This is a genomic window from Gordonia sp. IEGM753 (assembly GCF_050321825.1).
GTDB lineage: Bacteria > Pseudomonadota > Gammaproteobacteria > Pseudomonadales > Pseudomonadaceae > Aquipseudomonas.
This window is the reverse complement of the sequence record NZ_JBNQGB010000001.1, coordinates 2070059-2095274: the sequence shown is the minus strand read 5'-3', so window position 1 is coordinate 2095274 and position 25216 is coordinate 2070059. Positions and strand designations below refer to the sequence as shown.

Annotated in this window: 18 protein-coding genes; 8 read left to right on the top strand and 10 right to left on the bottom strand. The window is 57.9% G+C overall.

Annotated features, from left to right (window positions below; all coding sequences use genetic code 11):
- Positions 1 to 5: 5 nt before the first annotated feature.
- The 4 genes from ACQR3R_RS09355 to ACQR3R_RS09340 form a co-directional block, all read right to left on the bottom strand.
- On the bottom strand, positions 6 to 974 hold the full coding sequence (locus ACQR3R_RS09355) for a 2Fe-2S iron-sulfur cluster-binding protein (protein WP_428271773.1): 969 nt from the start codon (positions 972 to 974) through the stop codon (positions 6 to 8).
- Positions 971 to 1573: a dimethylamine monooxygenase subunit DmmA family protein gene (locus ACQR3R_RS09350; protein WP_428271771.1), complete on the bottom strand. Its 603-nt coding sequence runs from the start codon at positions 1571 to 1573 to the stop codon at positions 971 to 973. Before ACQR3R_RS09350 ends, ACQR3R_RS09355 begins: the two co-directional genes overlap by 4 nt.
- Positions 1574 to 1884: 311 nt before the next feature.
- Positions 1885 to 3321, bottom strand: coding sequence for a sigma 54-interacting transcriptional regulator (locus tag ACQR3R_RS09345; RefSeq protein WP_428271770.1), 1437 nt, complete (start codon positions 3319 to 3321; stop codon positions 1885 to 1887).
- Entirely contained in the window at positions 3318 to 4448 is a 1131-nt protein-coding gene (locus ACQR3R_RS09340; RefSeq protein WP_428271769.1) for a PAS domain-containing protein, read from the bottom strand. The genes ACQR3R_RS09345 and ACQR3R_RS09340 overlap by 4 nt, the downstream gene beginning before the upstream one ends.
- 238 nt (positions 4449 to 4686) lie before the next feature.
- Here ACQR3R_RS09340 and ACQR3R_RS09335 point away from each other — a divergent pair, with 238 nt between their 5' ends.
- From ACQR3R_RS09335 to ACQR3R_RS09320, 4 genes are all read left to right on the top strand, one after another.
- Positions 4687 to 5478 (top strand): fumarylacetoacetate hydrolase family protein, encoded by a 792-nt coding sequence (locus ACQR3R_RS09335; protein WP_428271768.1) that lies wholly within the window; start codon positions 4687 to 4689, stop codon positions 5476 to 5478.
- A gap of 19 nt (positions 5479 to 5497) precedes the next feature.
- Positions 5498 to 6406: an acetaldehyde dehydrogenase (acetylating) gene (locus ACQR3R_RS09330; RefSeq protein WP_428271767.1), complete on the top strand. Its 909-nt coding sequence runs from the start codon at positions 5498 to 5500 to the stop codon at positions 6404 to 6406.
- A gap of 13 nt (positions 6407 to 6419) precedes the next feature.
- Positions 6420 to 7454, top strand: a complete 1035-nt coding sequence (dmpG, locus tag ACQR3R_RS09325; protein ID WP_428271766.1) for a 4-hydroxy-2-oxovalerate aldolase — start codon at positions 6420 to 6422, stop codon at positions 7452 to 7454.
- Between the two features lie 135 nt (positions 7455 to 7589).
- The gene (locus ACQR3R_RS09320) at positions 7590 to 8174 is read left to right on the top strand and encodes a hypothetical protein (protein ID WP_428271765.1); all 585 of its coding nucleotides are present in this window, start codon (positions 7590 to 7592) and stop codon (positions 8172 to 8174) included.
- An 80-nt stretch (positions 8175 to 8254) separates the two neighbouring features.
- Here the strand turns inward: ACQR3R_RS09320 and ACQR3R_RS09315 are convergent, their stop codons facing one another.
- On the bottom strand, positions 8255 to 8569 hold the full coding sequence (locus ACQR3R_RS09315; protein WP_019690779.1) for an SCP2 sterol-binding domain-containing protein: 315 nt from the start codon (positions 8567 to 8569) through the stop codon (positions 8255 to 8257).
- A gap of 63 nt (positions 8570 to 8632) precedes the next feature.
- Positions 8633 to 9343 carry a histidine phosphatase family protein gene (locus ACQR3R_RS09310; protein ID WP_428271763.1) on the bottom strand — a complete coding sequence of 237 codons (711 nt, stop codon included), beginning with the start codon at positions 9341 to 9343 and terminating at the stop codon, positions 8633 to 8635.
- A 201-nt stretch (positions 9344 to 9544) separates the two neighbouring features.
- On the opposite strand from ACQR3R_RS09310, the gene sohB reads away from it, so the two are divergent.
- On the top strand, positions 9545 to 10567 hold the full coding sequence (gene sohB, locus ACQR3R_RS09305; RefSeq protein WP_428271762.1) for a protease SohB: 1023 nt from the start codon (positions 9545 to 9547) through the stop codon (positions 10565 to 10567).
- A gap of 183 nt (positions 10568 to 10750) precedes the next feature.
- Complete coding sequence (locus ACQR3R_RS09300; RefSeq protein WP_428271761.1) at positions 10751 to 14536, top strand: dermonecrotic toxin domain-containing protein; 3786 nt, start codon at positions 10751 to 10753, stop codon at positions 14534 to 14536.
- A 20-nt stretch (positions 14537 to 14556) separates the two neighbouring features.
- Here the strand turns inward: ACQR3R_RS09300 and ACQR3R_RS09295 are convergent, their stop codons facing one another.
- Both ACQR3R_RS09295 and ACQR3R_RS09290 read right to left on the bottom strand, forming a co-directional pair.
- On the bottom strand, positions 14557 to 15051 hold the full coding sequence (locus ACQR3R_RS09295; protein WP_428271760.1) for a DUF934 domain-containing protein: 495 nt from the start codon (positions 15049 to 15051) through the stop codon (positions 14557 to 14559).
- A complete protein-coding gene (locus ACQR3R_RS09290; RefSeq protein ID WP_428271759.1) occupies positions 15035 to 16693 on the bottom strand; it encodes a nitrite/sulfite reductase in 1659 nt (552 codons plus the stop codon). Before ACQR3R_RS09290 ends, ACQR3R_RS09295 begins: the two co-directional genes overlap by 17 nt.
- A gap of 521 nt (positions 16694 to 17214) precedes the next feature.
- Between ACQR3R_RS09290 and ACQR3R_RS09285 the strand changes: the two genes are divergently transcribed.
- On the top strand, positions 17215 to 18300 hold the full coding sequence (locus ACQR3R_RS09285; protein WP_428271758.1) for a substrate-binding domain-containing protein: 1086 nt from the start codon (positions 17215 to 17217) through the stop codon (positions 18298 to 18300).
- 6 nt (positions 18301 to 18306) lie between these two features.
- Here ACQR3R_RS09285 and ACQR3R_RS09280 read toward each other — a convergent pair whose 3' ends face one another.
- Positions 18307 to 18525 carry a DUF2970 domain-containing protein gene (locus ACQR3R_RS09280; protein ID WP_428271757.1) on the bottom strand — a complete coding sequence of 73 codons (219 nt, stop codon included), beginning with the start codon at positions 18523 to 18525 and terminating at the stop codon, positions 18307 to 18309.
- A gap of 506 nt (positions 18526 to 19031) precedes the next feature.
- Positions 19032 to 22742, bottom strand: coding sequence for a methionine synthase (gene metH, locus ACQR3R_RS09275; protein WP_428271756.1), 3711 nt, complete (start codon positions 22740 to 22742; stop codon positions 19032 to 19034).
- Positions 22743 to 22895: 153 nt separating this feature from the next.
- On the opposite strand from metH, the gene ACQR3R_RS09270 reads away from it, so the two are divergent.
- Entirely contained in the window at positions 22896 to 25193 is a 2298-nt protein-coding gene (locus ACQR3R_RS09270; protein WP_428271755.1) for a fatty acid cis/trans isomerase, read from the top strand.
- Positions 25194 to 25216: the final 23 nt, after the last annotated feature.

Below are 25216 nucleotides of genomic sequence, written 5' to 3'. Positions count from 1 at the left end.
GTCGATCAGAGGTCGATGACCAGTCGATTGCACTTGGCGCGGGATACGCAGGGCATGATTTTCTTGCTGCTGATTTTGTCTTCGTCAGACAGCCAGTCGTCGCTGTGCAGAATCTCGCCATCGAGTTCCAGTACCTCGGTTTCGCAGTGCCCGCAGGCACCGCCGCGGCACAGGTAAGGCATGCTGTAACCCGCGGCTTCGACTGCTTCGAGCATCGTCTGGTCAGGCGATACCTCAATGGTCGTGCCGCTGCGGCCGAGGGTGAAACTGAACGCTTCACCGCCACTGCTTTGCTCAAGAAAACGCTCGAAATGCACGTGACTGTCGGTCCAGCCGAGGTCACGGGCGCACACCAGCGTGGCGTCGATCATGCTGTCCGGGCCGCAGGCATAGACGTGACTGCCCAGCGGTCGATTGGCCAGTATCTGGCCTATCTGCATCCGCGCCTCGATACCCTTGCGGTACAGGTGTACCTGCTTGCCGTAGGTCGCCTGCAACTCCTTGCCGAGTTGCGCATGTTCTTCACCACGGACCGCGTAGTGCAGCTCGAATGGCACCTTGCTGAGCCGCAGTTCTTCGAGTTGCGAAATCACCGGAGTGATGCCCACGCCACCGGCGATAAACAGATGCAGGCGTGCTTGCTTGATCAGCGGGAACAGGTTTACCGGTGGCGTGACTTCAATAAGGTCACCTTCACTGACGTTATCGTGCAGCGATACCGAGCCGCCGCGACCGCTGTCCACTCGGCGTACCGCGATCTGATAGCTGCTGGTGTCGTAGGGCGAACTCAGCAGCGAGTACGGGTTGCGCAGGGTGTTGTTTTGACCCCCAATCAACACCACGACGTGGCTGCCACCGGAGAAGGCGGGCAGGTGCGCGCCGGTAGGCGACACCAGGGTAAACCGTTTTATTTCAGGGGTTACCGATTCGATTCGGGCCACACGCAGATTCAACGTTCCATTGCTCTGGCTCATGTGTCGAGCTCCTCTGCTTGCGGTAATTCACCCGCAACTTCGGCATCGGCCTTGACCGCCTGAAAAGCGGCCAGTCGGCGGGAATAGTGATCGCGCACCACCAGCGTCAAGCTGCAGCCAGGGCAGTCATAAACACGTTGGGTGACGTTTTCGGTGTAGGTATCGCAGTGCACGCACCACACGCGGCGCACCAGCGTTCCGGAGTGTTCGCGCAGCACTTCATCGCGATTGAGGTCGAAACGGGTCGCCACTTGCATCGCACTGCCCAGGAAACTCTCCGAGCCGGCGAGGTACAGCCGGGTGCCCATGCGTGCGTCAAACAGCAGATCGTTCAGGTCGTCGATCAATGCCTGATTGCTGGCGTACACCTGCAATTGATGGCCGGAGTGCTGTTGTAATTGCGACAGAAAATCCTGGCCGGAAAATGACTCCTGGGAATAGAGCAGGGTGATCGGACGATCAAGCCCCGTCATTTCATCCAGTAAACGCAACATGGCGCGACCGCCGCTGCCTTGGCCGACAATGATGTGGCGCATACCTCCCGGCAACGGTTGCAAACGGTCGTAGACCGGTCGGCTTTTGATCCCGGTGATCAACATTTTTGTTATTCCTCCTGGCTACCGGCGCTATTGAAAGCGGCCGGTTCTAATGCAAAGCCCAACAGTGATGGGTTGCGATAGCAGGAGCACAGGGCGTGCCATGTTTTAACTATTTGAAATTAAAGGGTTTTATCTTGATCTGTAAGAGGGGTGCAGGCAAAAGTAACTAGATGTGTAGGCATTTTTGCAGCGGTTCGGCAGCAATCGAAGTCCCAGTGGACGCTGGCTGCCTGCTCCGGACCGCGATCTGACGATGGCGATAGCGCCGCCAAACTCGGGCACGGTGCAGGCTGGCACCCACCGTTGGCGCGTCAGTCGCGTTGCAGCTTGCGAATCAGCGTGCCAATGTCGATGCCCAGGTGCGCGGCGGCTTTGCGTTTGCTGCCACACAGCTTTACGGCTTTGAGGATGACTTCGGTTTCGAAGTACTGAACCTGGAGCTTGAGGTTTTGTTGCGGATCATCTGTTGCCTCATCGTCGGTGATGACCCCTTTCGAACGCTGCTGAGGGCGCACCGGTTCGAGCAACTCGGCTGGCAAATGATGTTCCTGCGCCTCGTCATCGGCGAGCACCGCCAACCGTTCAAAGATGTTCACCAACTCACGGACATTGCCTGGGTAGTCATAGCCCATCAGCCGTTTGCGACAATTGGCGGACAGGCTCAGCGACGGCTCGCGGTCACCGTTGATGCGGCTTAACAGGATGTCGATCAGGAACGGCAGATCATCACGGTGCTCACGCAGCGGCGGAATTTCCACCGGCAGTACCGCCAGACGATAATAGAGGTCGGCGCGAAACTCGCCGGTGCTGACCAGGTGACGCAGGTCCTTGTTGGTGGCGGCAATGACCTGCACCTGAACCGTTTTGCTCAGCGGTGAACCCACCGATTGTATGGTGCTGTCTTCAAGAAACTTCAACAGTTTGGCTTGCACGTGCAGCGGGATTTCGCCGATCTCGTCGAGGAACAACGTGCCGCCCGAGGCCGCCTCGATATAGCCTTGTTTGCCGCCCGCGAGCGCTCCGGTAAAGGCTCCGCGCTCATAGCCGAACATCTCTGACTCGAACAGGCTTTCAGGGATGCTGCCGCAGTTGACGTGGATAAACGGCCGGTCGCCCCAACCGGCAGCACGGTGGATGTGGCGCGCGATGGCGGTTTTGCCGACGCCAGGTTCCCCTAGCAGCAACAGGCGTGCGCGGCGTCGGAAGGCTCGCACACCGGTGTCGGCAATGCTCGATAGCTGTGGTGAAAGGTGCAGGGCATTGTCCTGCGGGTCGCGCAGGCCTGGTGGCTCTACCGGCCGGGCGCTGAGCGACGCGCGCCGTTGCGGTTTGCTGGCGTCGAAATCTTTTTGAGTCAACATCACGAACGGGTTTTCATAGGCGCCGGTCGGGATCGGGTGCGTGCTGCTCAGCAGTACCCGACCTTCGCGTGAACGTGTGAGTGCGCTGTTACCGCCGCGATGCAATGCCGCCTGCAAGTCGTCGTAATTCAACGCTGAGCGCTGAAAAAAATCATGATCGGAGAGTCCGACGGCTTGCTGTCGCGATAGCCGGTTTATGCGTTCGGCGGCCAGGTTGAGGAAGCGTACCCGGCCCTCGCCATCCAACACGATCAGCGCGTCGCCGAAACTGTCGAGCAAGGCGTGCAACGCGGGTGTTTCCATTAACGCGCCCAATACCTCGCTACTGACATTGACCGAAGAACGCATGCCCATCTGCAGTGAGGGCGGCAGGCTCTTGTCTTTCATGGGTGCAACTCTTCTGCTTGATGAGCACCCAAGCGCTCGCGAAAGACTGCTACACGCCAGGCCTCACCTTCACGCACCAGAATGCGTGAGCAATGCACATTGAACTGTAGATCGCGCCCGCTCACATCGGGCAGCGCCAGGCTATGCCACGTTCTCTCCGGCAAGGCGTTGTCCAGCAGGCGCCGCGCAATGCCAGCGGCGTTGGTGATGCCGAAGGTGTCTTCAAAGGCTGCGTTGCGCCATTGCGGCTGCAGGTGCTCGTCGATGACCAGTACCGCATCCGGAACGGCATCAAATACCTGGCGCAATGCGTCGATACGTTGCTGCGCATCATGTTGCATGCGCAGCTCCTGACTGACGTCGCGGATGCTGCCCCACATCCGCAGCAAGTGCCCATTGACGAGCGTGGCGCGTACATCGTTCTCGACGTAAGCCGGTGAACCATCGTGACGCCGATCGACCGAGAGTGCGCAATCGACGCTGAAGTCAGCCTCGATCAGGCGCCTCACAAACTCTTCGTTAGCCGGGCTGCGTGGCCAGTAGAGACGCACCGGTTGCTGGTTGAAGTCGACGTCTGAAGGCATCTCGTAGACGTCGGCCATCGCCCGGTTGCACAAGCGCCAGTGCGAGTCGTTTTCGAACACCTGACGAACGATTTCGTCGGGAGACGTATTGATGTCGACTGCCTCGGCAAACTCGATGCACCAATAGGCAACTTTTGCGCTCTGCAGCATCTGGCTCATCACTTCAGTGGCGTTGTGCATTTCGCGCAGCTGATGGCCCAATTTTCCCAGCGGGATTTTCAACAGGTGCAGTCGTGGCTGCTCAACGGAGCGCCACTGCAGCAGCCCACTGGCAATCACTTGCAGCAGGCCGCCGTTGCGCCGTATCAGGGTCAATTCCAGGCTGTGGATTTGCTCGTCGGCGGGCGGGTTCGCCAACAGCTGACGCAAGGTGCGCACGGACTCGACGTTGTAAAAGCGCTCGATCGGCTGGTCCAGGAGTTCATCGGGTGCGTAACCCAACTGATCGCTCAGGCTGGCAGACACATTGATCAGGCGTGCATCAGCACTGAGCGTGCTTGAAAGCAGCTGTGCATGGCTGGCCAGCACATTAAGGGTATCCATGGTGGGATCGGCTCCATTGGGTATCAGGTACTAATACCGGGGCACATCGCATGCCAACTCGAAAGCCCGTAAACATGGGCGTTCAAGCACGCTTCAATGATTGAGTGCTGCACTGTTGCAGCGATGTATGCATTTTAGCAGCGCTTGAATACCGTGGGGGTGTAGTCCTGTCGGACGATGTCGCAGTGGTGAGTGCCCGCAATACTTCCCGCACGACAATAGACAGAGACGACACCGCATGAGCGTTCAATTGCGCCAACAGTACGGCGAAGAACTTTATCAGGCGTTGCAGAATGGCTCGACGCTGGCGCCGCTGACCGAGCGTTGGCCCCAGATCAGCATCGACGACGCTTATCATATTTCCCTGTACAGCATTCAACGCCGGGTGGAGGACGGTGATCGTGTCGTCGGCAAGAAGATCGGCGTGACTTCAGCTGCCGTGCAACAGATGCTCAACGTGCATCAGCCGGATTTCGGCTTCATTACCGAGCAGATGTCGTTCGCCAATGATGCGCAGATTTCGCTGTCCGCCAACCGCCTGATCCAGCCGCGCGCGGAAGGCGAAATTGCCTTCATCCTCAAGCACGACCTGATAGGCCCCGGTGTGACCGAAGCCGATGTGCTGGCGGCCACCGACTATGTGATGCCGTGCTTTGAAATCGTCGATTCGCGCATTCATGACTGGCGCATCCGTATTCAGGACACCGTGGCCGATAACGCGTCCTGCGGGGTATTTGTACTCGGCGATACGCAGATTGATCCGCGCGAACTGGACCTGCCTAATTTGCAGATGCGTGTGTTCAAGAATGATCGGTTGATCAGCGAAGGCATGGGGTCTGCAGTCCAGGGCAATCCGCTGACCGCCGTCGCCTGGCTGGCCAATACGCTGGGCGCCTTCGGCATTCCGTTCAAGGCCGGGGAAATCATTCTGTCCGGCTCATTGGTGCCGCTGGAGCCGGCGGCGCCTGGCGACCGTTTTTCCTTGACCATCGATGGCCTGGGCAGTGCCCGGGTGTCCTTCTGCGCCTGACTTGTGGGGTTGTAACCGGATGAGCAAGAAACTCAAAGCGGCCATTATCGGCCCAGGCAATATCGGCACGGACCTGCTGATGAAAATGCACCGCTCGCCATGGATCGAGCCGGTGTGGATGGTGGGCGTCGATCCGCACTCCGAAGGCCTGAAGCGCGCGCGGGAGCTGGGCATAAAAACCACGGCTGACGGCGTCGACGGTTTACTGCCGCATGTGCTCGACGACGATATCCGCATTGCCTTTGATGCAACCTCAGCCTATGTGCACGCTGAAAACAGCCGCAAGCTCAATGAGCTTGGGGTGATCATGATCGACCTGACTCCCGCGGCCATCGGCCCGTTTTGCGTGCCGCCGGTCAACCTCATGGAGCACGCGGCGAACCTGGCGATGAACGTCAACATGGTCACTTGTGGCGGGCAGGCAACCATCCCGATGGTGGCGGCGGTTTCTATGGTGCAGTCGGTGAGTTATGGCGAAATCGTCGCCACCGTGTCCTCAGGCTCCGTAGGCCCCGGCACCCGGCAAAATATTGATGAGTTCACCCGCACCACGGCAGGCGCGGTCGAGCAGATCGGAGGCGCGCGCAGGGGCAAGGCGATCATTGTGATCAACCCGGCCGAGCCGCCACTGATGATGCGCGACACCATCCATTGCCTGACCGATGAAGAACCGCAACAGGACCGGATCCGCGCCTCGGTTTTGGAGATGGTCAGCGAAGTGCAGCGGTATGTGCCGGGGTACAAACTGATTAACGGGCCGGTATTCGATGGGCACAAAGTGTCGATTTTCATCGAGGTGGAAGGCCTCGGGGACTTCCTGCCCAAGTCCGCCGGCAACCTGGACATCATGACGGCCGCCGGTTTGCGCACCGCCGAAATGTTCGCCGAGCAAGCCCACAAGGGCACCCTGCAACTGCCCGTTCGTTAAGTGGAGAATTGCCATGAATCTGCAAGGTAAAAGTGTTCGGCTGCACGACATGAGCCTGCGCGACGGCATGCACGCCAAACGTCATCAGATCAGTCTGGAACAGATGGTCAGCGTCGCCACCGGACTGGATGCCGCCGGAGTGCCATTGATTGAAATTACCCACGGCGATGGTTTGGGTGGCGCGTCGTTGAACTATGGTTTTGCGGCCCACAGCGATGAAGAGTATTTTGCCGCCGTGATACCGCAGCTCAAGCAGGCCAAGGTGTCGGCGCTGTTGTTACCGGGCATCGGTACGCTCGATCACTTGAAAATGGCGCATGAACACGGCGTCACGACCATTCGTGTGGCGACCCACTGTACCGAGGCCGATGTCTCCGGCCAGCACATCGGCATGTCGGCAAAAATGGGTCTGGACACCGTCGGTTTCCTGATGATGGCGCACATGCTCAGCGCCGAGAAACTGCTGGCGCAGGCAAAGCTGATGGAAAGCTACGGCGCCAACTGCATCTATTGCACCGACTCTGCGGGTTACATGCTGCCTGACGAAGTCAGCGAGAAGATCGGCGCACTGCGTCAGGGGCTCAACCCCGGCACGGAGGTCGGTTTTCACGGTCATCACAACATGGGCATGGCCATCGCCAACTCGCTGGCGGCGATCGACGCCGGAGCGGTACGCATCGACGGCTCGGTCGCCGGATTGGGGGCGGGCGCCGGCAATACGCCGCTAGAGGTGTTTGTCGCGGTACTTGAACGGATGGGCGTCAGCAGCGGCATCGATCTGTACCGGATCATGGACGTCGCCGAAGACCTGGTCGTGCCGATGATGGACCATCCGATACGCCTGGATCGTGATGCGCTGACGTTGGGCTACGCCGGGGTCTATAGCTCATTCCTGCTGTTTGCCAAGCGTGCCGAGCAGAAATACGGCATTCCCGCGCGTGAGTTGTTGGTGGAGTTGGGCCGGCGCGGCACGGTCGGTGGTCAGGAGGACATGATCGAAGATCTGGCGCTGACCCTATCACGCGCCCGGGGTGTGCTACCGACGTAATGGGGTGTCTTGTGCCGGAGCCGGTGATGGATTTTAACCGTCGACAGATCGGTTATATTCCTCGCCGGGCTCACACAAGGACGTAGACGATGGCGTACGCTGCCGCGCGATCCGAAGGACAAGGAAAAACGCACAGTGACATCACTTAATGCTGCTCCCTCGAAACATCGATGGGTCGTGGCGCTGATAACCGTCGGCCTGTTGGCAACAAACCTCTACGCCAACGCTGCCGACAGCTTCTTGATGACCAGCCGGGCTACGGGCGCTAACGGGCCGACGTTCGACGCCACCCAGTGGTTTCGCAGCGGGATGTATGTGGCACAGGAATTCGATGGCAAGTTGAATCCGTTCATCATGATGCGCAGCAAACCGTTTGTTTTCACGGCCAAGGACAACGAGTTCCTGATCCAAGCTGCGATTGAGGCGCTGGAAGATGTCCAGCCCGAGGTCGACACCAAGCCCATCTGGGACGCGTGGCCGGTGTTGACCCGTCGTGTGCGGTACACCTACAGCGTCTTCAGCGCGCCGAACAAACCTGCCGATCTCTACAATCTTTACCTGCAAGTCAGCTATCGCAAGTTCGTCATCGGCCTTCAGTTGGACGGGGACGACGGTAATCTTGTTTACGACGGTGACGTGGTGGAAGTCGACACTGGCAACGAAGAGCACGAAGCGTACGTCAAGGTCTTTGAAGAAATGGATGACGCCGGGACTCGTTGAGCCCCTGAACGACGAATCCCGCCAAACCGGCGGGATTCGAGTACAGCCACAGAGGCTCCCCGAAGCAGGGAGCCATCCTCTTACGAAGGGAATAGCTCGGACAGTTTCATGGCCAGCATCATGTCGCCTTCAGCGCGCAGTTTGCCGCCCATGAAGGCTTGCATACCGTCGGTAGAACCGTCGACGATGCCTTCCAGGGTTTCGCCGTCCATCACCAGGGTCACCTGGGCGTCCGGGTTCTCGCCTTCTTTCAGCTCGCAGGTGCTGTCTTTGACGATCAGCGAGAAGTTCTTGGTGTCGTCGATGCGAAAACCGAACACCAGGTCCAGGCCGGCCGCAGCGGCTGGGTTGAACTTGGCTTTCATTGCTTGTACGGCGTCAGCTACGGAGGTCATGGTTCGATCCTTTCTTGGGTAATGAGAGCTGGGTGATACAGCCAGGGTCACAGTAATCCGGACTCAGCGAAACGTGATGAGTTCCGGGGTCTTCAGCAGTTGCAGGTGCGCATGACTGTTGAAGGAAGCCAGAGCCACCTCGCGACCACGAAACTTCAATTGGTTGAGCGAGGTGTTAACGATCTGCCAGTTGAGCTCAAACGCCTGCCTGGCAGGCATTTGGGTAATCAGGTGGAGCAGGGCGGTAATGGTGCCGCCGGAGGTAAACACGGCGATTTTTTGCGTGTTGTCAGTGCTGTCGAGAATCCGTTGCAGACCAGCCCGAACCCGTTCGACAAAACCCAACCAGCTTTCGAGACCGGGCGTGTCATAAGTGCCCGCCAGCCAACGCTCGATGATCAACGCGAAGATGCGCTGGAACTCGGTGCGGTTCTGCGCGGCATTGCGCAGGACATCTAGGGCGTGTGGTTCGTCTTCCAGCATGGCGGGCAACAGCGCGCGGATGATCGCGTCTGCGTCGAACTCGTTGAAGGCGCAATCGGTTTCGACAATCGGCACCGCAAGACCAACAGCAGCGTACTGCTCAAGCGCGCAACTGGCCGTATGTTGCTGACGGCGCAGGTCGCCCGACAGGCAGCGATCGAAGCTGACGCCAAGCTCAGCCAGATGTTGGCCGAGTATTTCTGCCTGGCGAATACCGATGGGCGACAGGACGTCATAATTGTCTGCACCAAAGGAGGCCTGGCCATGTCGTATCAGATAGATGCTGCCCACGTCCGCGTCATCCCGGTACGTTGAAGGTTTGGCGAGATTATGAGGATGGCAGTGAGCTGTCAATGAAAAAACATACGCTTGTTTGAAATGCTCGCTTGAGGCGTGTTGCCCGTGGTTTCGCGACTGGCCGTCGAGCCGGCGCATGGGTATGCTGGGAACATCCCGCGCGCTTTCATGCAGCGCATCGTTTAAGGAGCCTCTGTGGATTTTTTGTCCGAGTACGCCAGTTTTCTGGCCAAGACCGTAACACTGGTAGTCGCCATTCTGGTGGTTCTGGCCAGTTTTGCGGCGTTGCGCAGTAAAGGTCGACGCAAGTCGGCCGGCCAGTTGCAAGTCAGCAGGCTCAATGATTTTTACAAAGGGTTGCGTGAGCGCCTGGAGCAAACCCTGCTCGACAAGGACCAGCTCAAGGCACTGCGCAAGTCGCAGGCTAAAACCGAGAAAAAACAAAAGAAGAAACCCGACGCCAAGGCCCGGGTTTTTGTGCTGGATTTCGACGGTGACATCAAGGCATCCGCCACTGAAAGCCTGCGCCATGAGATCACCGCGTTACTGACCCTCGCCACGCCGAAAGACGAAGTGGTGCTGCGTCTGGAAAGCGGCGGTGGGATGGTTCACAGCTACGGCCTAGCCTCTTCGCAATTGGCGCGCATTCGCGACGCTGGTGTGCCGTTGACCGTGTGCATCGACAAGGTGGCCGCCAGTGGTGGCTACATGATGGCGTGCATCGGCGACAAAATAATCAGCGCGCCTTTCGCGATCCTCGGCTCCATTGGTGTGGTCGCACAGTTACCCAACGTCAATCGTTTGCTGAAAAAGCACAACATCGACTTTGAAGTGCTGACTGCCGGTGAATACAAACGCACCCTCACCGTGTTTGGCGAAAACACCGAAAAGGGCCGCGAGAAATTCCAGGAAGACCTGGACATCACGCATCAATTGTTCAAGAACTTCGTCTCGCGTTATCGCCCGCAACTGGCGATTGATGAAGTCGCCACCGGGGAAATCTGGCTGGGCGTGGCCGCACTCGACAAGCAACTGGTTGATGAACTGAAGACCAGCGATGAGTACCTGGCAGAGCGCGCCAAGCAGTCCGAGCTTTATCACTTGCATTACGCCGAACGCAAAAGCTTGCAGGAACGTATCGGTATGGCTGCCAGCGGTTCGGTCGACCGCGTGCTGCTGAGCTGGTGGAGCCGCTTGACCCAGCAACGCTTCTGGTGATGCTTTAGTCTTCATCGTTGGAAAAATGAACCGTGGCTAACCCCACGGTTTTTTTATTTCAGCGATACGCTTTCCTTGCCGTATTTGCGAAATGTCCCAGCTCCTCTGTCGACTGTTCCCGCGCAGGATTGAGCGGAGGCTGGTTATGGTGGTGTTCCTCAAATGTCTGCAATGGAATGCACCATGACCGATCTCCATCACGGCACCACCCCGGTGCCGTCGCCGATATACCCGATGCGCCTGAAACTGCAGGCTGCTGTCGACATCGCGTTACCGCAAACGCCAAGTCAATTTGCCGAACGTTTGATCCAAAAAAAGTGGGGGCAGGACCTTGATCCGCACAGGGTTTGCCTGGTTACGCTTGACTACGACTACCGTGGCCATAGCGCAATTAATGGCGTGCATCAGGGGCGCGTGGCGAATTCTCAATCACTGCTGCAAGCTTTACTGAACAATGAACAACGCGTAGGCGACGGGCGTTTTGCCGAAAACGCTTTTGGCTTTTACACACCGCCTGATACCTCGCCAACGTTCCGGGCGGTGGAAAATGTCGATGAGTTTGCTGATCACGGCAGTGGCAATCATCAAACGTTTGAAGGCATTTATCGCAGCGTACAGCCGCAAACCTATGGTCCCCTGACGCAGATCTCGATCAGGCCGGCTGATTTCAAACAGTGGGTGTGGCAACTGGATCTGCCTAGCTTGTATCAGGCTTACCTCGCTCGAACCTGGCCTTCGGACACGGTCATTGCCGCCGACCCGCCTTATGCGCTCAGGACCGCAACCAAAGCTGCGTTTCTCATGACGGCCTGGCTGCAAAGGCATGAGCAACGCTTGACTGAAGGGGGATTGATGCTTGCCATGCAAGTGGCCGGTTTGTCGCCCGACCAGGCGTGGGAAACGCTGTCTATCGAACAATTGCAGGCAAGTACCCATTCTATACCGGCGATCCTTGCGAGACGCTTGAAGCTCTACCGATACACCGCGACAGATATCTGGTGTTTCACCGACCGAACCCTCTCAAGGCTGCTGCTGTACATACCCGGCAATTCATCTGCGCTGCATGAGTTCACCGATGTGGGCCAGCTGCGCCAGTGGGTTGTGGCGCAGGGCCACGGTGTTGAGACGCGGCAGGCGTTGGCTGAGCATTTTTCTGCTGATGACCGCCAGGACGGCATGTTTCACGCCGGTGTGGTGACGGCGCTTGATGCAATGGCGGTTTACCCCAAGCAGCACTGGCTGACAAAAGATGCGGGATTCTTCAACAACGACGGCTTCTGGGATCCGCAGCAGTACATCAGCTTCGATGAACAGGCAGACATGCCCGATCCGTTTGCACAACTGGTGCTGACGATGAAGCAGGCCGCCACTGCCAGCCTCAAGGAAATTCGCAGCGATGCGCAGGTCAATCGTGATGAATTGAGCGCAGTCGTTGAGCCGGTTGTGCATTGGATCAACCAGTTTGGGCCATTGGCTTTGTTTGTGCCGGGCGGCGATGGATTACTGGCGCTGGCGGGTCTTATCGATGCCGGTTATGGCCTGAATGAGGCGGTGAATAGCGGTACTTACGCTGAGCGAACAGCGGGTGTGACTCGCACAGTCTTTGGCCTGCTCAATGCGTTGCCACTGGTTGGCGCCGGCGCTGAGCTGGAAGTAGCAGCCGAACGCACGGAGGCCGGGGCGCACATCGAGCACGTCGTTCCAGGCGACGCGGCTTACGCCCCGGAGCCCGCTGCCGTCACCGGGCAATCGCGTCTGGAGTTGATTCGGGGTATCGGGCCTTCGGTGGCCTCCTTCAGCGATGATGTGCTGAAGTACATCGGCAAGATCAGCACGGTCGATGACGATATGCTGCGCCTGATTCAGACCGGACGTGCACCGTCGCCGTTGCTGGCGGATACGATCAGCCGGTTCCGGATCGAACAAGAGATCGGCGAAACGTTCAGCTCACCAGCGCAGCGTGCTGAACTGTTCAACAGTCGTTATGAATTGCTGCAGCACTCCACCAGTGAGTGGGTGAAATTGTTTCAGCATGAATACCCCGGGCTGCCTAAAAGCGCCATCGAGCAAACGCTTGATCGCTATGGCGTGGATATTCGGGTGTCGCCTGATGCTGGCGAGGCGCTAGAGGTGTTCAAGCGTCTGGATGGCAAGGCTCGTCAATATCAGCAACATGCACGGCTGAATCGCGCCTATGAAGGGCTGTACCTGCGCTCGGTGATCCATCCGGAGACGGATGTGCTGGTGTTGCACTCGCTGCACAATTTGCCGGATTGGCCTGTGAATCTGCGTTTTGAGGTACTCGACCGCTCGGCGTCGGGGCGGATTCTGGACCATAGCGGGTCGATCAATGCCACTGACATCAGGCGGCTGATCAAGGTCGAAAACCACTACCGGCACACACTGCTCGACATGGACATTTATGAGGCGATTTTTCAGGTATTAACAGACGAAGAGCGCATGGCGTTAAAACTGCGTTCCGCCGGTGATTTACGGCTGAATATTAGCAACTGCGCATTGTCACGGGACGAATTGATTGCCGGGCTGAGCAGAATGGACTCCGGGCTGGCTTTTGATTCGCAGGGGCTGCGAGGCGGCGGCTTTCCCACAACCGCGCAAGGCGACGCGTTCCACCACGCAATGATCAAGGTGCGGATAAAGGAAATATATCCGGATTTCAGCGATGCCCAAGCGCAGGCAGCGTTGCAGGGCATGGGCGCCAGAGCGTCGGAACGCATGGAGTGGTTGAGTGCACAGTTTCAACAATTGAACATCGACTTGCACACTTGGATTGACCAAGTACCACGCGATATCAATGACATGGACATTGCGTACTTGAGGGCGGGTGATGAGGCTGCGCAGGGATTAAGCGAGACGCAAATCAATGCTTACAATGTCGAGCTTCTGCAAAGTGAAATGCATTACGAGCGAGTGATCAGAACCGAGCTGGCCGTGGAACTGGTCGCTATCTGGCAGAAGCGAGGCGGGTTGAGCGATGTCAAACTCGATATGGATTTCGAGGACTATCACCGTTTGCCGGTGCTGAATGTCAAGATCAATGATGTCGTTGAACTGTCGATGGGAAACTCAAGCGTGACCGAGCAGGACAGCCTCAGCGGCTTTCTCGCAACGTTTCCTAACCTGCACATCTTGAATCTGAAAAGCGTTAATCTGCGTCAGCTCAATATTGACGGGGTACTGGAAAGTGCTTTGCCGGCTGATATCTCGAAACTACGCCGCCTTGTTAAGCTTAACCTTAGCGATACCCGGTTGGCTTTTACCGAAAAAAGTGCGTCGGGTTTGTGTGAACTGCATGCACTGCGCAGCCTTGACCTTAGTGAAAACCCGTTGGGCGTTCCGCCGCTGTTGTTGGGGATGAACAATTTGCAGCGCATCAATCTCAGGAATACCGGTATCAGTCGATGCCCGATCGGCATCATGGATGAGCCTTACCTCAGTTACCTGGACTTACGCGACAATTTGATCACCCGGGTTCCTCAGTCCGTGTTCAATCAAGCCACTGTTCGTGGGCGCGTGCAGTTGTGGGGCAACCCGATAACCGACGCAGACACATTAAGGCGTTTGGTGACCCATAGGCAGCAAACCGGATTCAACCTTTGGCTGAGTGAGCCGGGCCCCGATTACGGTTTACCAACAGGCTGGTTAAACGAGAGTACTGCGGATGAGCGCGCAGCCGCTCAACTGATCTGGCAGCAGTTGAAAGACAAGCCTTCCGGACCGCGTTTTTTACGTGTGATCGATGGCCTGAGTTTGATGGCAGATTTTCGCGTTGACTATCTGGCCTTGAAGGCGCGGGTGTGGCGGCTGTTGGGTGAAGCGCACGCGACGCCGGCCCTGTGGGAGCAATTAAGCGAGGATGTGGAAGCAGCGGCGGGCGATGCGGACAATCCGCTTGCGATATTCGAGATGCTGGAGCAGCGACTGGCGACGTTGAACCCGCGAGCCTGAAGGGGCTCGCGGGTTGACTATCAACGGCGGCGGAACAGCGGCAGCGGTTCGTCGGTGGCGGCCTGATACGTTACCGAGAAATCCTTGAGACTTTCCAGGGCTTCGTACGGGTCTTTATCGGCGCGCAATGCGAAGGCATCGAAACCGCAGCGGCGCAGGTAGAACAATTGGTCGCGCAGCACATCGCCAATCGCCCGCAGTTCACCTTTAAAGCCATAGCGGTCGCGTAGCAGACGTGCGTTGGAGTAGTTGCGGCCATCGGTGAAGGCTGGAAAGTTCAGGGCGATTACCGTGAACTGATCAACGTCTTCACCGATTTCTTCAGCTTCTTCATCGGCATCCAGCCAAACACCCAGGCCGCCATCGCGGGCTTTGAGCATACGGCTGTGTTCGCGCCACAACTGCAGAGGAACGATCAAGTCGTCGCAATTGCTGATCTCGTCGATGTTGAAGTCCTTTGGCAGCAAGTGCCAGGTTTCGTCGACAACCTCGTTGTTCTTAATGATTCGCTGCATAGACGCGCTCCTTGAAGAGGTCGATACCAATACGCTGGTAGGTGTCGATGAAGCGTTCGTCTTCGGTACGTTGCTCAACGTACACATTGATCAGCTTTTCGATCACATCAGGCATGGCTTCCTGGGCGAAGGACGGGCCGAGGATCTTGCCCAAGCTTGCGTCGCGACTGGCGCTGCCACCCAGGGACACCTGGTAGAACTCTTCACCTTTCTTGTCCACGCCGAGAATGCCGATGTGGCCGACGTGGTGGTGACCACAGGCGTTCATGCAACCGGAAATGTTCAGGTCCAGCTCGCCGATGTCGAACAGGTAATCCAGGTTGTCAAAGCGGCGCTGGATGGATTCGGCAATCGGGATCGACTTGGCGTTGGCCAGCGAGCAGAAGTCCCCGCCCGGGCAGCAAATAATGTCGGTCAGCAAGCCGATGTTCGGCGTGGCAAAACCTTGCTCGCGCAATTCGCCCCACATGACGAACAGTTGGCTCTGCTCAACGTCGGCCAGAATGATGTTCTGCTCGTGGGAAGTGCGCAGTTGACCAAAGCTGTAACGGTCAGCCAGGTCGGCAACAGCATCGAGCTGCTTGTCGGTCAGGTCGCCCGGCGCGACGCCGGTAGGCTTCAGCGACAGGGTCACGGCCACATAACCCGGCTTCTTGTGAGCCAGGGTGTTGCGGGTGCGCCAGCGTGCGAAGCCCGGGTGTTGCTTGTCGAGGTCGGCCAGTTCGGCAGTCTGGTTGTCCAGCGCCTTGTAATCGGGGTCGACGAAGTGTTTTGCCACGCGATGCACTTCGGCTTCGGTCAGCGTCGTCTGGCCACCGCGAAGGTGTTCCATTTCCGCATCGACTTTTTGCGCGAAGACTTCAGGTGTCAGGGCTTTCACCAGAATCTTGATGCGCGCCTTGTACTTGTTATCACGACGGCCATAGCGGTTATAAACCCGCAGGATGGCGTCCAGGTAACTCAACAGGTCTTTCCAGGGGAGGAATTCATTGATGAACGCGCCCACCACCGGTGTACGGCCCAGACCGCCCCCGACCAATACACGGAAACCCAGTTCGCCAGCGGCGTTGTGCACGGGCTCAAGGCCGATGTCGTGGACTTCGATGGCTGCACGGTCCGAAGTCGAACCGTTGATGGCGATCTTGAATTTACGCGGCAGGTAGGCGAATTCCGGGTGGAACGTCGTCCACTGTCGAACGATCTCGCACCATGGGCGCGGGTCGATCAGTTCATCTGCAGCGACACCGGCGAACTGGTCGGTGGTGACGTTGCGCAGGCAGTTACCGCTGGTCTGGATGGCGTGCATCTGCACGGTCGCCAGTTCGGCAAGGATGTCCGGGATGTCTTCCAGCGCCGGCCAGTTGAACTGAACGTTCTGGCGGGTACTGATGTGGGCGTAGCCCTTGTCATAATCGCGGGCAATCTTGGCCATCATTCGCGTCTGGCGCGAAGTCAATTGGCCGTAAGGCACCGCCACTCGCAACATCGGCGCGAAGCGCTGGATGTAAAGGCCATTCTGCAGGCGCAGGGGGCGGAATTCTTCTTCGCTCAGCTCACCTGCCAGATAGCGTCGGGTCTGATCACGGAACTGCTTGACGCGGTCCTCGATGATCCGCTGATCGTACTCGTCATATACGTACATATAAGTCCTGTTCTCAGGCTTGGGCCGGTCGGTTCCAGTTGCGTTTTTTGCTTGCTGAAGACCGATACTGCCTCGGCAATTCTGCGCGCACGGCCGCGCACTCCCAACGGAGCCGGGGCAAGATACCAGTTTGCAGTTATGCGCAAAAGTGATGTTTGAGTATATGTAAAGAACCAAATCGACTAACGAGAATCGTTATTACTAAACCCGTATTTGTGGTGTGGGCAATCATCGTCTTAACTGTGGTCGAGTCTTTATGCAATCACCGATAAAACCGACAAGAGGCGATGCAATGAGCAACCCTACCAAAGCTACAAAGCCTGATAGTACGGTCGATGCTTGGGCCATTCTGTTTATTATAATCCTGGTGGTCGGTACGGCCGTTTTCTGGGTTAGCCATCAATAAACCACACCGTCCGGGTCCGTTCTGACGATTGTCGGACAAAAAACCGGAATAAACCCCGTTTTACGGGACTTCGCTGGCTATAATGCGCGGCGAATTTTCGGGGCTCGGACGGACAATGCTTAAGTTTTTCTGCGGTTTGATACTGGCGCTGGCTGCGGTCGTGGCTAGTTGCGCCCAGGCGTCGTCGGTGCTGTTCCTGAACCCTGGGACCGAGAGGGAAGCTTTTTGGGTCAGCTATTCGCAGTTCATGCAGGCTGCGGCCGATGAATTGGGTATGGAACTGCGCGTCAAGTACTCCGAGCGAGTGGCTGAAACCACCATCCAGCAGGCGCGCGATGCGCTTCAAGGCCCCATTCGGCCGGACTATCTGGTCTTCGTCAACGAACTGTATGTCGCCCCTGAAATCTTGCGCCTGGCGCAAGGCAGTGGCGTGAAGCTGTTCATCGTCAATAACGCTCTGACGCCCGATCAGAAGCGCCTGTACGACTCGCAACCGGGCAAGTACCCCGCTTGGCTGGGCAGTCTTGTGCCCAATGACGAGGAGGGCGGCTACCTGATGCTCAAGGAACTGATTCGCTTGCATGGTCCGGTTCCTCCTGGCCAAGGCGTTGACCTGCTGGCTTTTTCCGGGTTGAAGATTACGCCCGCGGCGCAACTTCGGGAGAAGGGCATGATGCGTGCGCTGGCCGAGCACCCTGAAGTGCATTTGCGTCAATTGGTGTATGGCGGATGGACCCGGGAACGCGCTTACGAACAGGCGAAAATGCTGTTGGCGCGTTATCCGCAGACGTCGCTGGTGTGGTCGGCCAATGACGAAATGGCCTTCGGAGCCATGCAGGCCTATTCGCAAACAGGCGGGCAACCGGGCAAGGACGTGTTGTTCGGGGCTTTCAATACATCCCCCGAAGCGTTGCAGGCGTTGCTCGACAGACGCCTGAGTGTGTTGCTCGGCGGGCATTTCACCCTCGGGGGCTGGGCCTTGGTCGAGTTGCATGACGACGAGCAGGGTGTGGACATCAGCCAGTACGGCGGTCGCGACCGCCAGGTTCCAGCGCTGCAATTGATTGATCACGTGCAGGCCAAACGCCTGTTGGCGTTGGGCGCGGACCAGGATTACGGCGTTGATTTTAAAAAGTTGTCAGCAAAAGGTCGGCCGACGTCGTATCGGTATCCGTTCAGCTTGCAAACAGTGATGCACTGATCGCCTTCAGACGCCGGCGAAGTGCAGCACCAATTGCACGATGGCAAACAGCGTCAGGGCGAACAGCGCCGTGAACAGAATGCCAAGAATCACGAAATGACTGGGCTTGCCGTGAGTGAAGTCGCGGGCACGGTTTTTTCCGCTTTGCACGCCGAATGCCGCGGCCATGACGCTGTGCAGCATTTGCCAGAAGCTCGGCGGCTTGTTGTCGACTGGATCGTCCATAAATCCCCCATCAGCTGAATTCAAGCCTAAGCATAGACAAGTTATGGACGCCAACCCTGAACCGCGTTTTGTTTAACGATTCAGCGCCTGCTGCGCAGCCGAACGGGGATAAATCCCCTCACCACAGTGAGCGGTGGTCAGGGGATAAATCCCCTCATGCAGGGTGATGTGATGAGGGTTCAGAACCTTTCATTACAGGGGGCGGTGATGAGGGTTCAGATCCCTTCATCACAGGGGGCTGTGATCAGGATTTCAGATCCCTTCATCACAGGGGGCTGTGATCAGGATTTCAGATCCCCTCACCACAGTGAGCAGTGATCAGGGGGCAAATTCCCTCATGCAGAGGGCTGTGATCAGGGACAGAGGCCCTCATTACTGCTGTGAGTGGGGATAGATCCACGTCGAAGAATTTTTGCGTCGCGCCGGAGTTGGCGAGACCTGCGTGGTGAGGGGATTTATCCCCGATGGGGGGCGTAGCCGCCCCGGTCCCTCACCACAAGGCAGCCTTAGTTGTCGTAACCCAGGTTTGGCGCCAACCAGCGCTCGGTTACGCTCAGTTCCTGACCCTTGCGCGAGGTGTAGCTCTGCACCTGATCCTTGTCGATCTTGCCCACCGCAAAATATTGCGCTTGCGGGTGAGCGAAGTACCAGCCACTGACCGCTGCCGCCGGGAACATCGCGTAGTGTTCGGTGAGGAATACGCCGCTGCGTCCCGCCTGCATTTCGCTGGCTTCAGGGTCGAGCAAGGCAAACAGCGTGCCTTTCTCGGTGTGATCCGGGCAGGCCGGATAGCCGGGAGCGGGGCGGATGCCGGTGTATTGCTCTTTGATCAACGCCTCGTTGTCGAGTGTTTCGTCCTTGGCGTAACCCCAATAATCTTTACGCACCTGTTGGTGCAGCCACTCGGCACAGGCCTCGGCCAGGCGATCAGCCAGGGCCTTGACCATAATCGAGTTGTAATCGTCGCCAGCATCTTGGTAGGCCTTGGCCACTTCTTCAGCGCCGATACCGGCGGTGGTGATGAAGCCACCGACATAATCGGTGATCTCAGTGTCTTTTGGCGCCACGAAGTCCGCCAGCGAGAAGTTTGGCTTGCCGTCGGTCTTGATGATTTGCTGGCGCAAATGATGCAGCTTGGCCAGTGGTTTGCCGTCATCGCCGTAGACTTCAATATCGTCGTCGCGTACCTGGTTGGCTGGCCAGAAACCGAATACCGCGCGGGCGCTGATCAGTTTCTCGTCGATCAGCTTGGCGAGCATCTCCTGCGCGTCGGCGTACAGCGCGGTCGCCGCCTCACCCACCACTTCGTCCTCGAGGATGCGCGGGAACTTGCCGGCCAGGTCCCAGGAGATAAAGAACGGCGTCCAGTCGATGTACTCGGCCAGGACTTTCAGATCGATATTGTCCAGCACCTTGGAACCGGTAAACGTCGGTTTGACCGGCTCATACGTGCTCCAGTCAAACTGTGGTTTCTTGGCGATTGCAACCGGGTAGCTCAGGCGTTCGGTACGGGCGCTGCGGTTGGCGGTGCGCTCGCGCACTTCAATGTAGTCAAGACGGGTTTTTTCGACGAACGCCGGTTTCAATTCCTTGGACAGCAACTGCGTGGCCACACCCACCGCGCGCGAGGCGTCGGTCACGTAGATCACTGCATCGTTGCTGTACTTCGGCTCGATTTTCACCGCCGTGTGCGCTTTGGAGGTGGTCGCGCCACCGATCATCAGCGGCAGGTAGAACTCCTGACGCTGCATTTCCCGGGCGACATGCACCATTTCATCCAGCGAAGGCGTGATCAAACCGGACAGGCCAATGATGTCGCATTTCTGCTCTTTGGCCACTTGCAGGATTTTTTCCGCCGGCACCATCACGCCGAGGTCGACGATGTCGTAGCCGTTACAGCCCAGCACCACGCCAACGATGTTTTTGCCGATGTCGTGCACGTCACCCTTGACCGTGGCCATCAGGATCTTGCCCTTGGCTTCCGGCTTGTCGCCTTTTTCCAGTTCGATGAACGGAATCAGGTGGGCCACGGCCTGTTTCATGACGCGGGCAGATTTTACTACCTGCGGCAGGAACATTTTGCCGGCACCGAACAGGTCGCCGACGATGTTCATGCCGGACATCAACGGGCCTTCGATGACCTCGATCGGGCGTGCGAACGACTGGCGTGACTCTTCGGTGTCTTCAACGATGTGCGTGGTGATGCCTTTTACCAGCGCATGTTCCAGCCGTTTGTTGACTTCCCAGCCGCGCCACTCTTCGGTTTCCGCTTCCTTGACGCTGCCGTCACCCTTGTACTTGTCGGCAATGGCGAGCAGGGCGTCGGTGCCTTCCGGGGTGCGGTTCAGCACCACGTCTTCAACCGCATCACGCAGCTCGGCCGGGATCTGGTCGTAGATCTCCAGCTGACCGGCGTTGACGATGCCCATGGTCAGGCCGTTGCGGATCGCATACAGCAGGAACACCGAGTGGATCGCCTCGCGTACCGGGTTGTTACCCCGGAACGAGAACGAAACGTTGGACACGCCGCCCGAGGTCAGTGCGTACGGCAGTTCATCGCGGATGTAAGCGCAGGCGTTGATGAAGTCCACGGCATAGTTGTTGTGTTCTTCAATGCCGGTGGCCACGGCAAAGATGTTCGGGTCGAAAATGATGTCTTCCGGCGGGAAGCCCACTTCGTTGACCAGGATGTCATAGGAGCGTTTGCAGATTTCTTTCTTGCGCGCTTCGGTATCGGCCTGGCCGGCTTCGTCGAAGGCCATCACCACCACGGCAGCGCCGTAGCGCTTGCACAGTTTGGCGTGATGGATGAACTGCTCGACGCCTTCTTTCATGCTGATCGAGTTGACGATGCCTTTGCCCTGAATGCACTTCAGGCCGGCTTCGATCACTTCCCATTTCGAGGAGTCGATCATGATCGGCACGCGGGAGATGTCCGGTTCACCGGCAATCAGATTGAGGAAGGTCACCATGGCCTTCTTCGAATCGAGCATCCCTTCGTCCATGTTGATGTCGATAATCTGCGCGCCAGCTTCGACTTGCTGCAGTGCGACTTCCAGGGCTTCGGTGTAGTTGTCTTCACGGATCAGGCGGGCGAACCGCGCGGAACCCGTGATGTTGGTCCGCTCGCCGACGTTGACGAACAACGAGCTGCGATCAATGGTGAACGGTTCCAGGCCTGACAGGCGGCACGCTTTCGGGATGTCCGGAATAACCCGGGGAGCGTAACCCGCCACGGCTTTTGCAATGGCTTCGATATGGCCTGGCGTGGTGCCGCAGCAACCACCGACGATGTTGAGGAAGCCGCTTTGGGCGAATTCTTCGATGACCTTGGCAGTTTCGACCGGCAGTTCGTCGTACTCGCCGAACTCGTTCGGCAGGCCGGCGTTCGGGTGCGCAGAAACGTGGGTGCTGGCCTTGTTCGACAACTCTTCCAGGTAGGGGCGCAATTCGCTGGCGCCGAGCGCGCAGTTCAGTCCCACCGAGATTGGCTTGGCGTGTGACACCGAGTTCCAGAACGCTTCGGTGGTCTGGCCTGACAGGGTGCGGCCGGACGCATCGGTAATGGTGCCGGAAATCATGATCGGCAATTCGACGCCCAGTTCTTCAAACACGCCCTGTACCGCGAAAATCGCGGCTTTGGCGTTCAAGGTGTCGAAGATGGTTTCGATCAGGATCAGGTCGGCGCCGCCTTCGATCAGGCCTTTGGTGGCCTCGGTGTAGTTCTCCACCAGTTCGTCGAAGGTCACGTTGCGATAGCCAGGGTTGTTGACGTCCGGCGACAAGGAGCAGGTGCGACTGGTCGGCCCGATCACGCCGGCAACGAAGCGCGGTTTGTCCGGCGTCTCGAGAGTCTTGGCGTCTGCGACCTTGCGCGCCAGCCGAGCGCCTTCTACGTTTAACTCGTAGGCCAGTTGCTGCATGCCATAGTCGGCCAGCGACACTTGAGTGGCGTTAAAGGTGTTGGTTTCCAGAATGTCGGCGCCGGCGTCGAGGTACGCTTTCTCGATAGCACCAATGACGTCCGGGCGAGTCAGTACCAACAGATCGTTGTTACCTTTGACGTCGCTCGGCCAGTCGGCGAAGCGTTTGCCGCGATAATCCTGCTCTTCGAGCTTGTAGCTCTGGATCATCGTGCCCATACCGCCGTCGAGAATCAGGATGCGCTCTTTGAGTGCGTGCTTGAAAGCTTGAAGGCGAAGGCTGCGATCGGACATTTGGACTACTCGGAAAGACCATTACGAAGGGCGGGGATAATAGCAAACCTGTGCGCTTTTAGAGCATGTCCCGGTTTTGCATGAATATCGTTCATGTTGGTGGCAGCGCCAGACCGGTAGAATCGCGCGTTTTTCATAACTGGGACCAAGGACATGTCGTATCGCGTCATCATCGGCAGTGTGTTGCTTTTGTTAAGCCTGAGTGCCGGTGCGCAGGATCCTGCCGTTTCGCCGGCAATTTCTTACAGCCGCGATATCCAGCCGATCTTCACCGAAAAGTGCGTGGCCTGCCATGCGTGCAACGACGCCGCGTGCCAGCTCAATCTTGGCAGTGGAGAGGGCGCAGCCCGTGGCGCGAACAAAATCCCGGTTTACGATGGCGAGCGCAGCACAGCTTCAGCGCCGACCCGGCTCTTTTTCGACGCTTTTGGCAAGCACGCCTGGCAGCAGAAGGGCTTCTACCCGGTGCTGGACAGTCAGGGCAGCCAGGCCTCGTTGATGGCGCGGATGCTTGAGCTGGGCCATAACGCACCGTTGCAGCCTAATGCCAAATTGCCGCAAGACATCGTTCTGGGTCTGAACCGCGAGAACATGTGTGCGATGCCGGCGGAATTTGAGGGTTATGCCAGCGCGCACCCTAAAGAAGGCATGCCACTGGCGGTCACTGGCCTGACTGATCGGCAATATCAAACATTGCAACGCTGGCTGGCGTCCGGCGCGCAGATCGACGAACAAAGCCTGGTGCCGAGTGCCGCAGAAGCGTCGCAAATCGTGCAGTGGGAAAATCTCCTTAACTCGCCAGGCGCTCGCGAGACCCTGGTGGGGCGCTGGTTGTTCGAGCATTGGTTTCTGGCCCACCTCTATTTCAAGGAGGGCGAGCCTGGGCATTTCTTCCAATGGGTGCGCTCGCGCACGCCAACCGGGCAGCCTATCGACCTGATCAGTACACGCCGCCCGAACGACGATCCAGGCACTCAGGTGTATTACCGTCTGTGGCCGGTGCAAGGCGTGATTGTGCAGAAAACCCACATCACCTATGCGCTGAGTGCGGCGAAGATGGCCCGCGTCAAAAGCCTGTTTTACAGCGGCAACTGGCAGGTTGACGCGTTGCCGGGCTACGGGCCGGAGCGTCGGGCGAATCCATTCAGTACCTTCGAGGCGATTCCGGCTCAGGCGCGTTACCAGTTCATGCTCGATAACGCTGAGTACTTTGTGCGCACCTTCATCCGTGGTCCGGTGTGCCGCGGCCAGATCGCGACGGATGTGATTCGCGATAATTTCTGGGTGATGTTCCAGGCGCCGGAACACGACCTTTATATCGTCGACCCTAACTATCGCGGTCAAGCCACGCCGTTGTTGGCCATGCCCGGGCAAAACGACGACGTGGGCAGCGTTCTGAGCTTGTGGCACGACTACCGCAATAAACGCAACCAGTACGAGGCCTTGCGCCGCGACAGCTACGCCGATGCGCCGGCACCGAGTTGGTCGACCTTGTGGGCGGGGAACGACAACGCGCTGCTGAGTATCTTCCGCCACTTTGACAGCGCTTCGGTTAACAAAGGCTTGATTGGTGACGTGCCGCAAACGATGTGGCTGTTCGATTTTCCGCTGCTGGAGCGCACGTATTATCAGCTGGCGGTCAACTTCGATGTCTATGGCAACGTCTCTCATCAGGCGCAGACACGCTTGTATTTCGACCTGATCCGCAACGGTGCCGAGCAGAACTTCTTGCGCCTGATGCCTGCCGACTCGCGCGATGATTACCTCGACGATTGGTACCAGAGCAGCGGTCAATTCAAAATGTGGCTGGATTACGAGTCGATCGATGACGACAAGCCGACGGCGCTCAAGCTTGACGAAAAGGACCCGAAGCGCGACTTCGCGAAGCAGTTGCTGGCCCGTTACGGCGACCTCAACGCCAGCCCCGACCCTATCAATCGTTGCGACGGTGCCTACTGTTCACGGCCCAACATCGACCCGCAGTTGCAGGCCGCCGAGCAGTCGCTCAGTCGCTTGACGTCACGGCCGGCCGCGGGGCTGAAGGTGATTGACCAACTACCCGAAGCCACCATGCTGCGCATCGAAACCTCAACCGGCAAACGCGAAATCTACAGCTTGCTGCGTAACCGGGCGCACAGCAACGTGGCGTTTATTCTGGGTGAATCACTGCGTTACCAGCCGGGTCTGGACACGCTGACCATTTTCCCTGGTGTGCTCAGCAGCTATCCGAATTTCATGTTCAACATCCCGGCCGACCAGGTGCCGGATTTCGTCAGCGCCATGGAAAACGCCAAGGACGCCAACCGCTTTGAAAAAATCGTCGAACGCTGGGGAATTCGCCGCAGCCATCCGCAATTCTGGTTCTACTTCCACGACTTGAGCCAATACATCCGCGAAACCAACCCGGTGGAGGAGGGTGTGCTGGACATGAACCGGTACGAGAATCTTTGATCGACTTTTGATGGCCTCCCGCT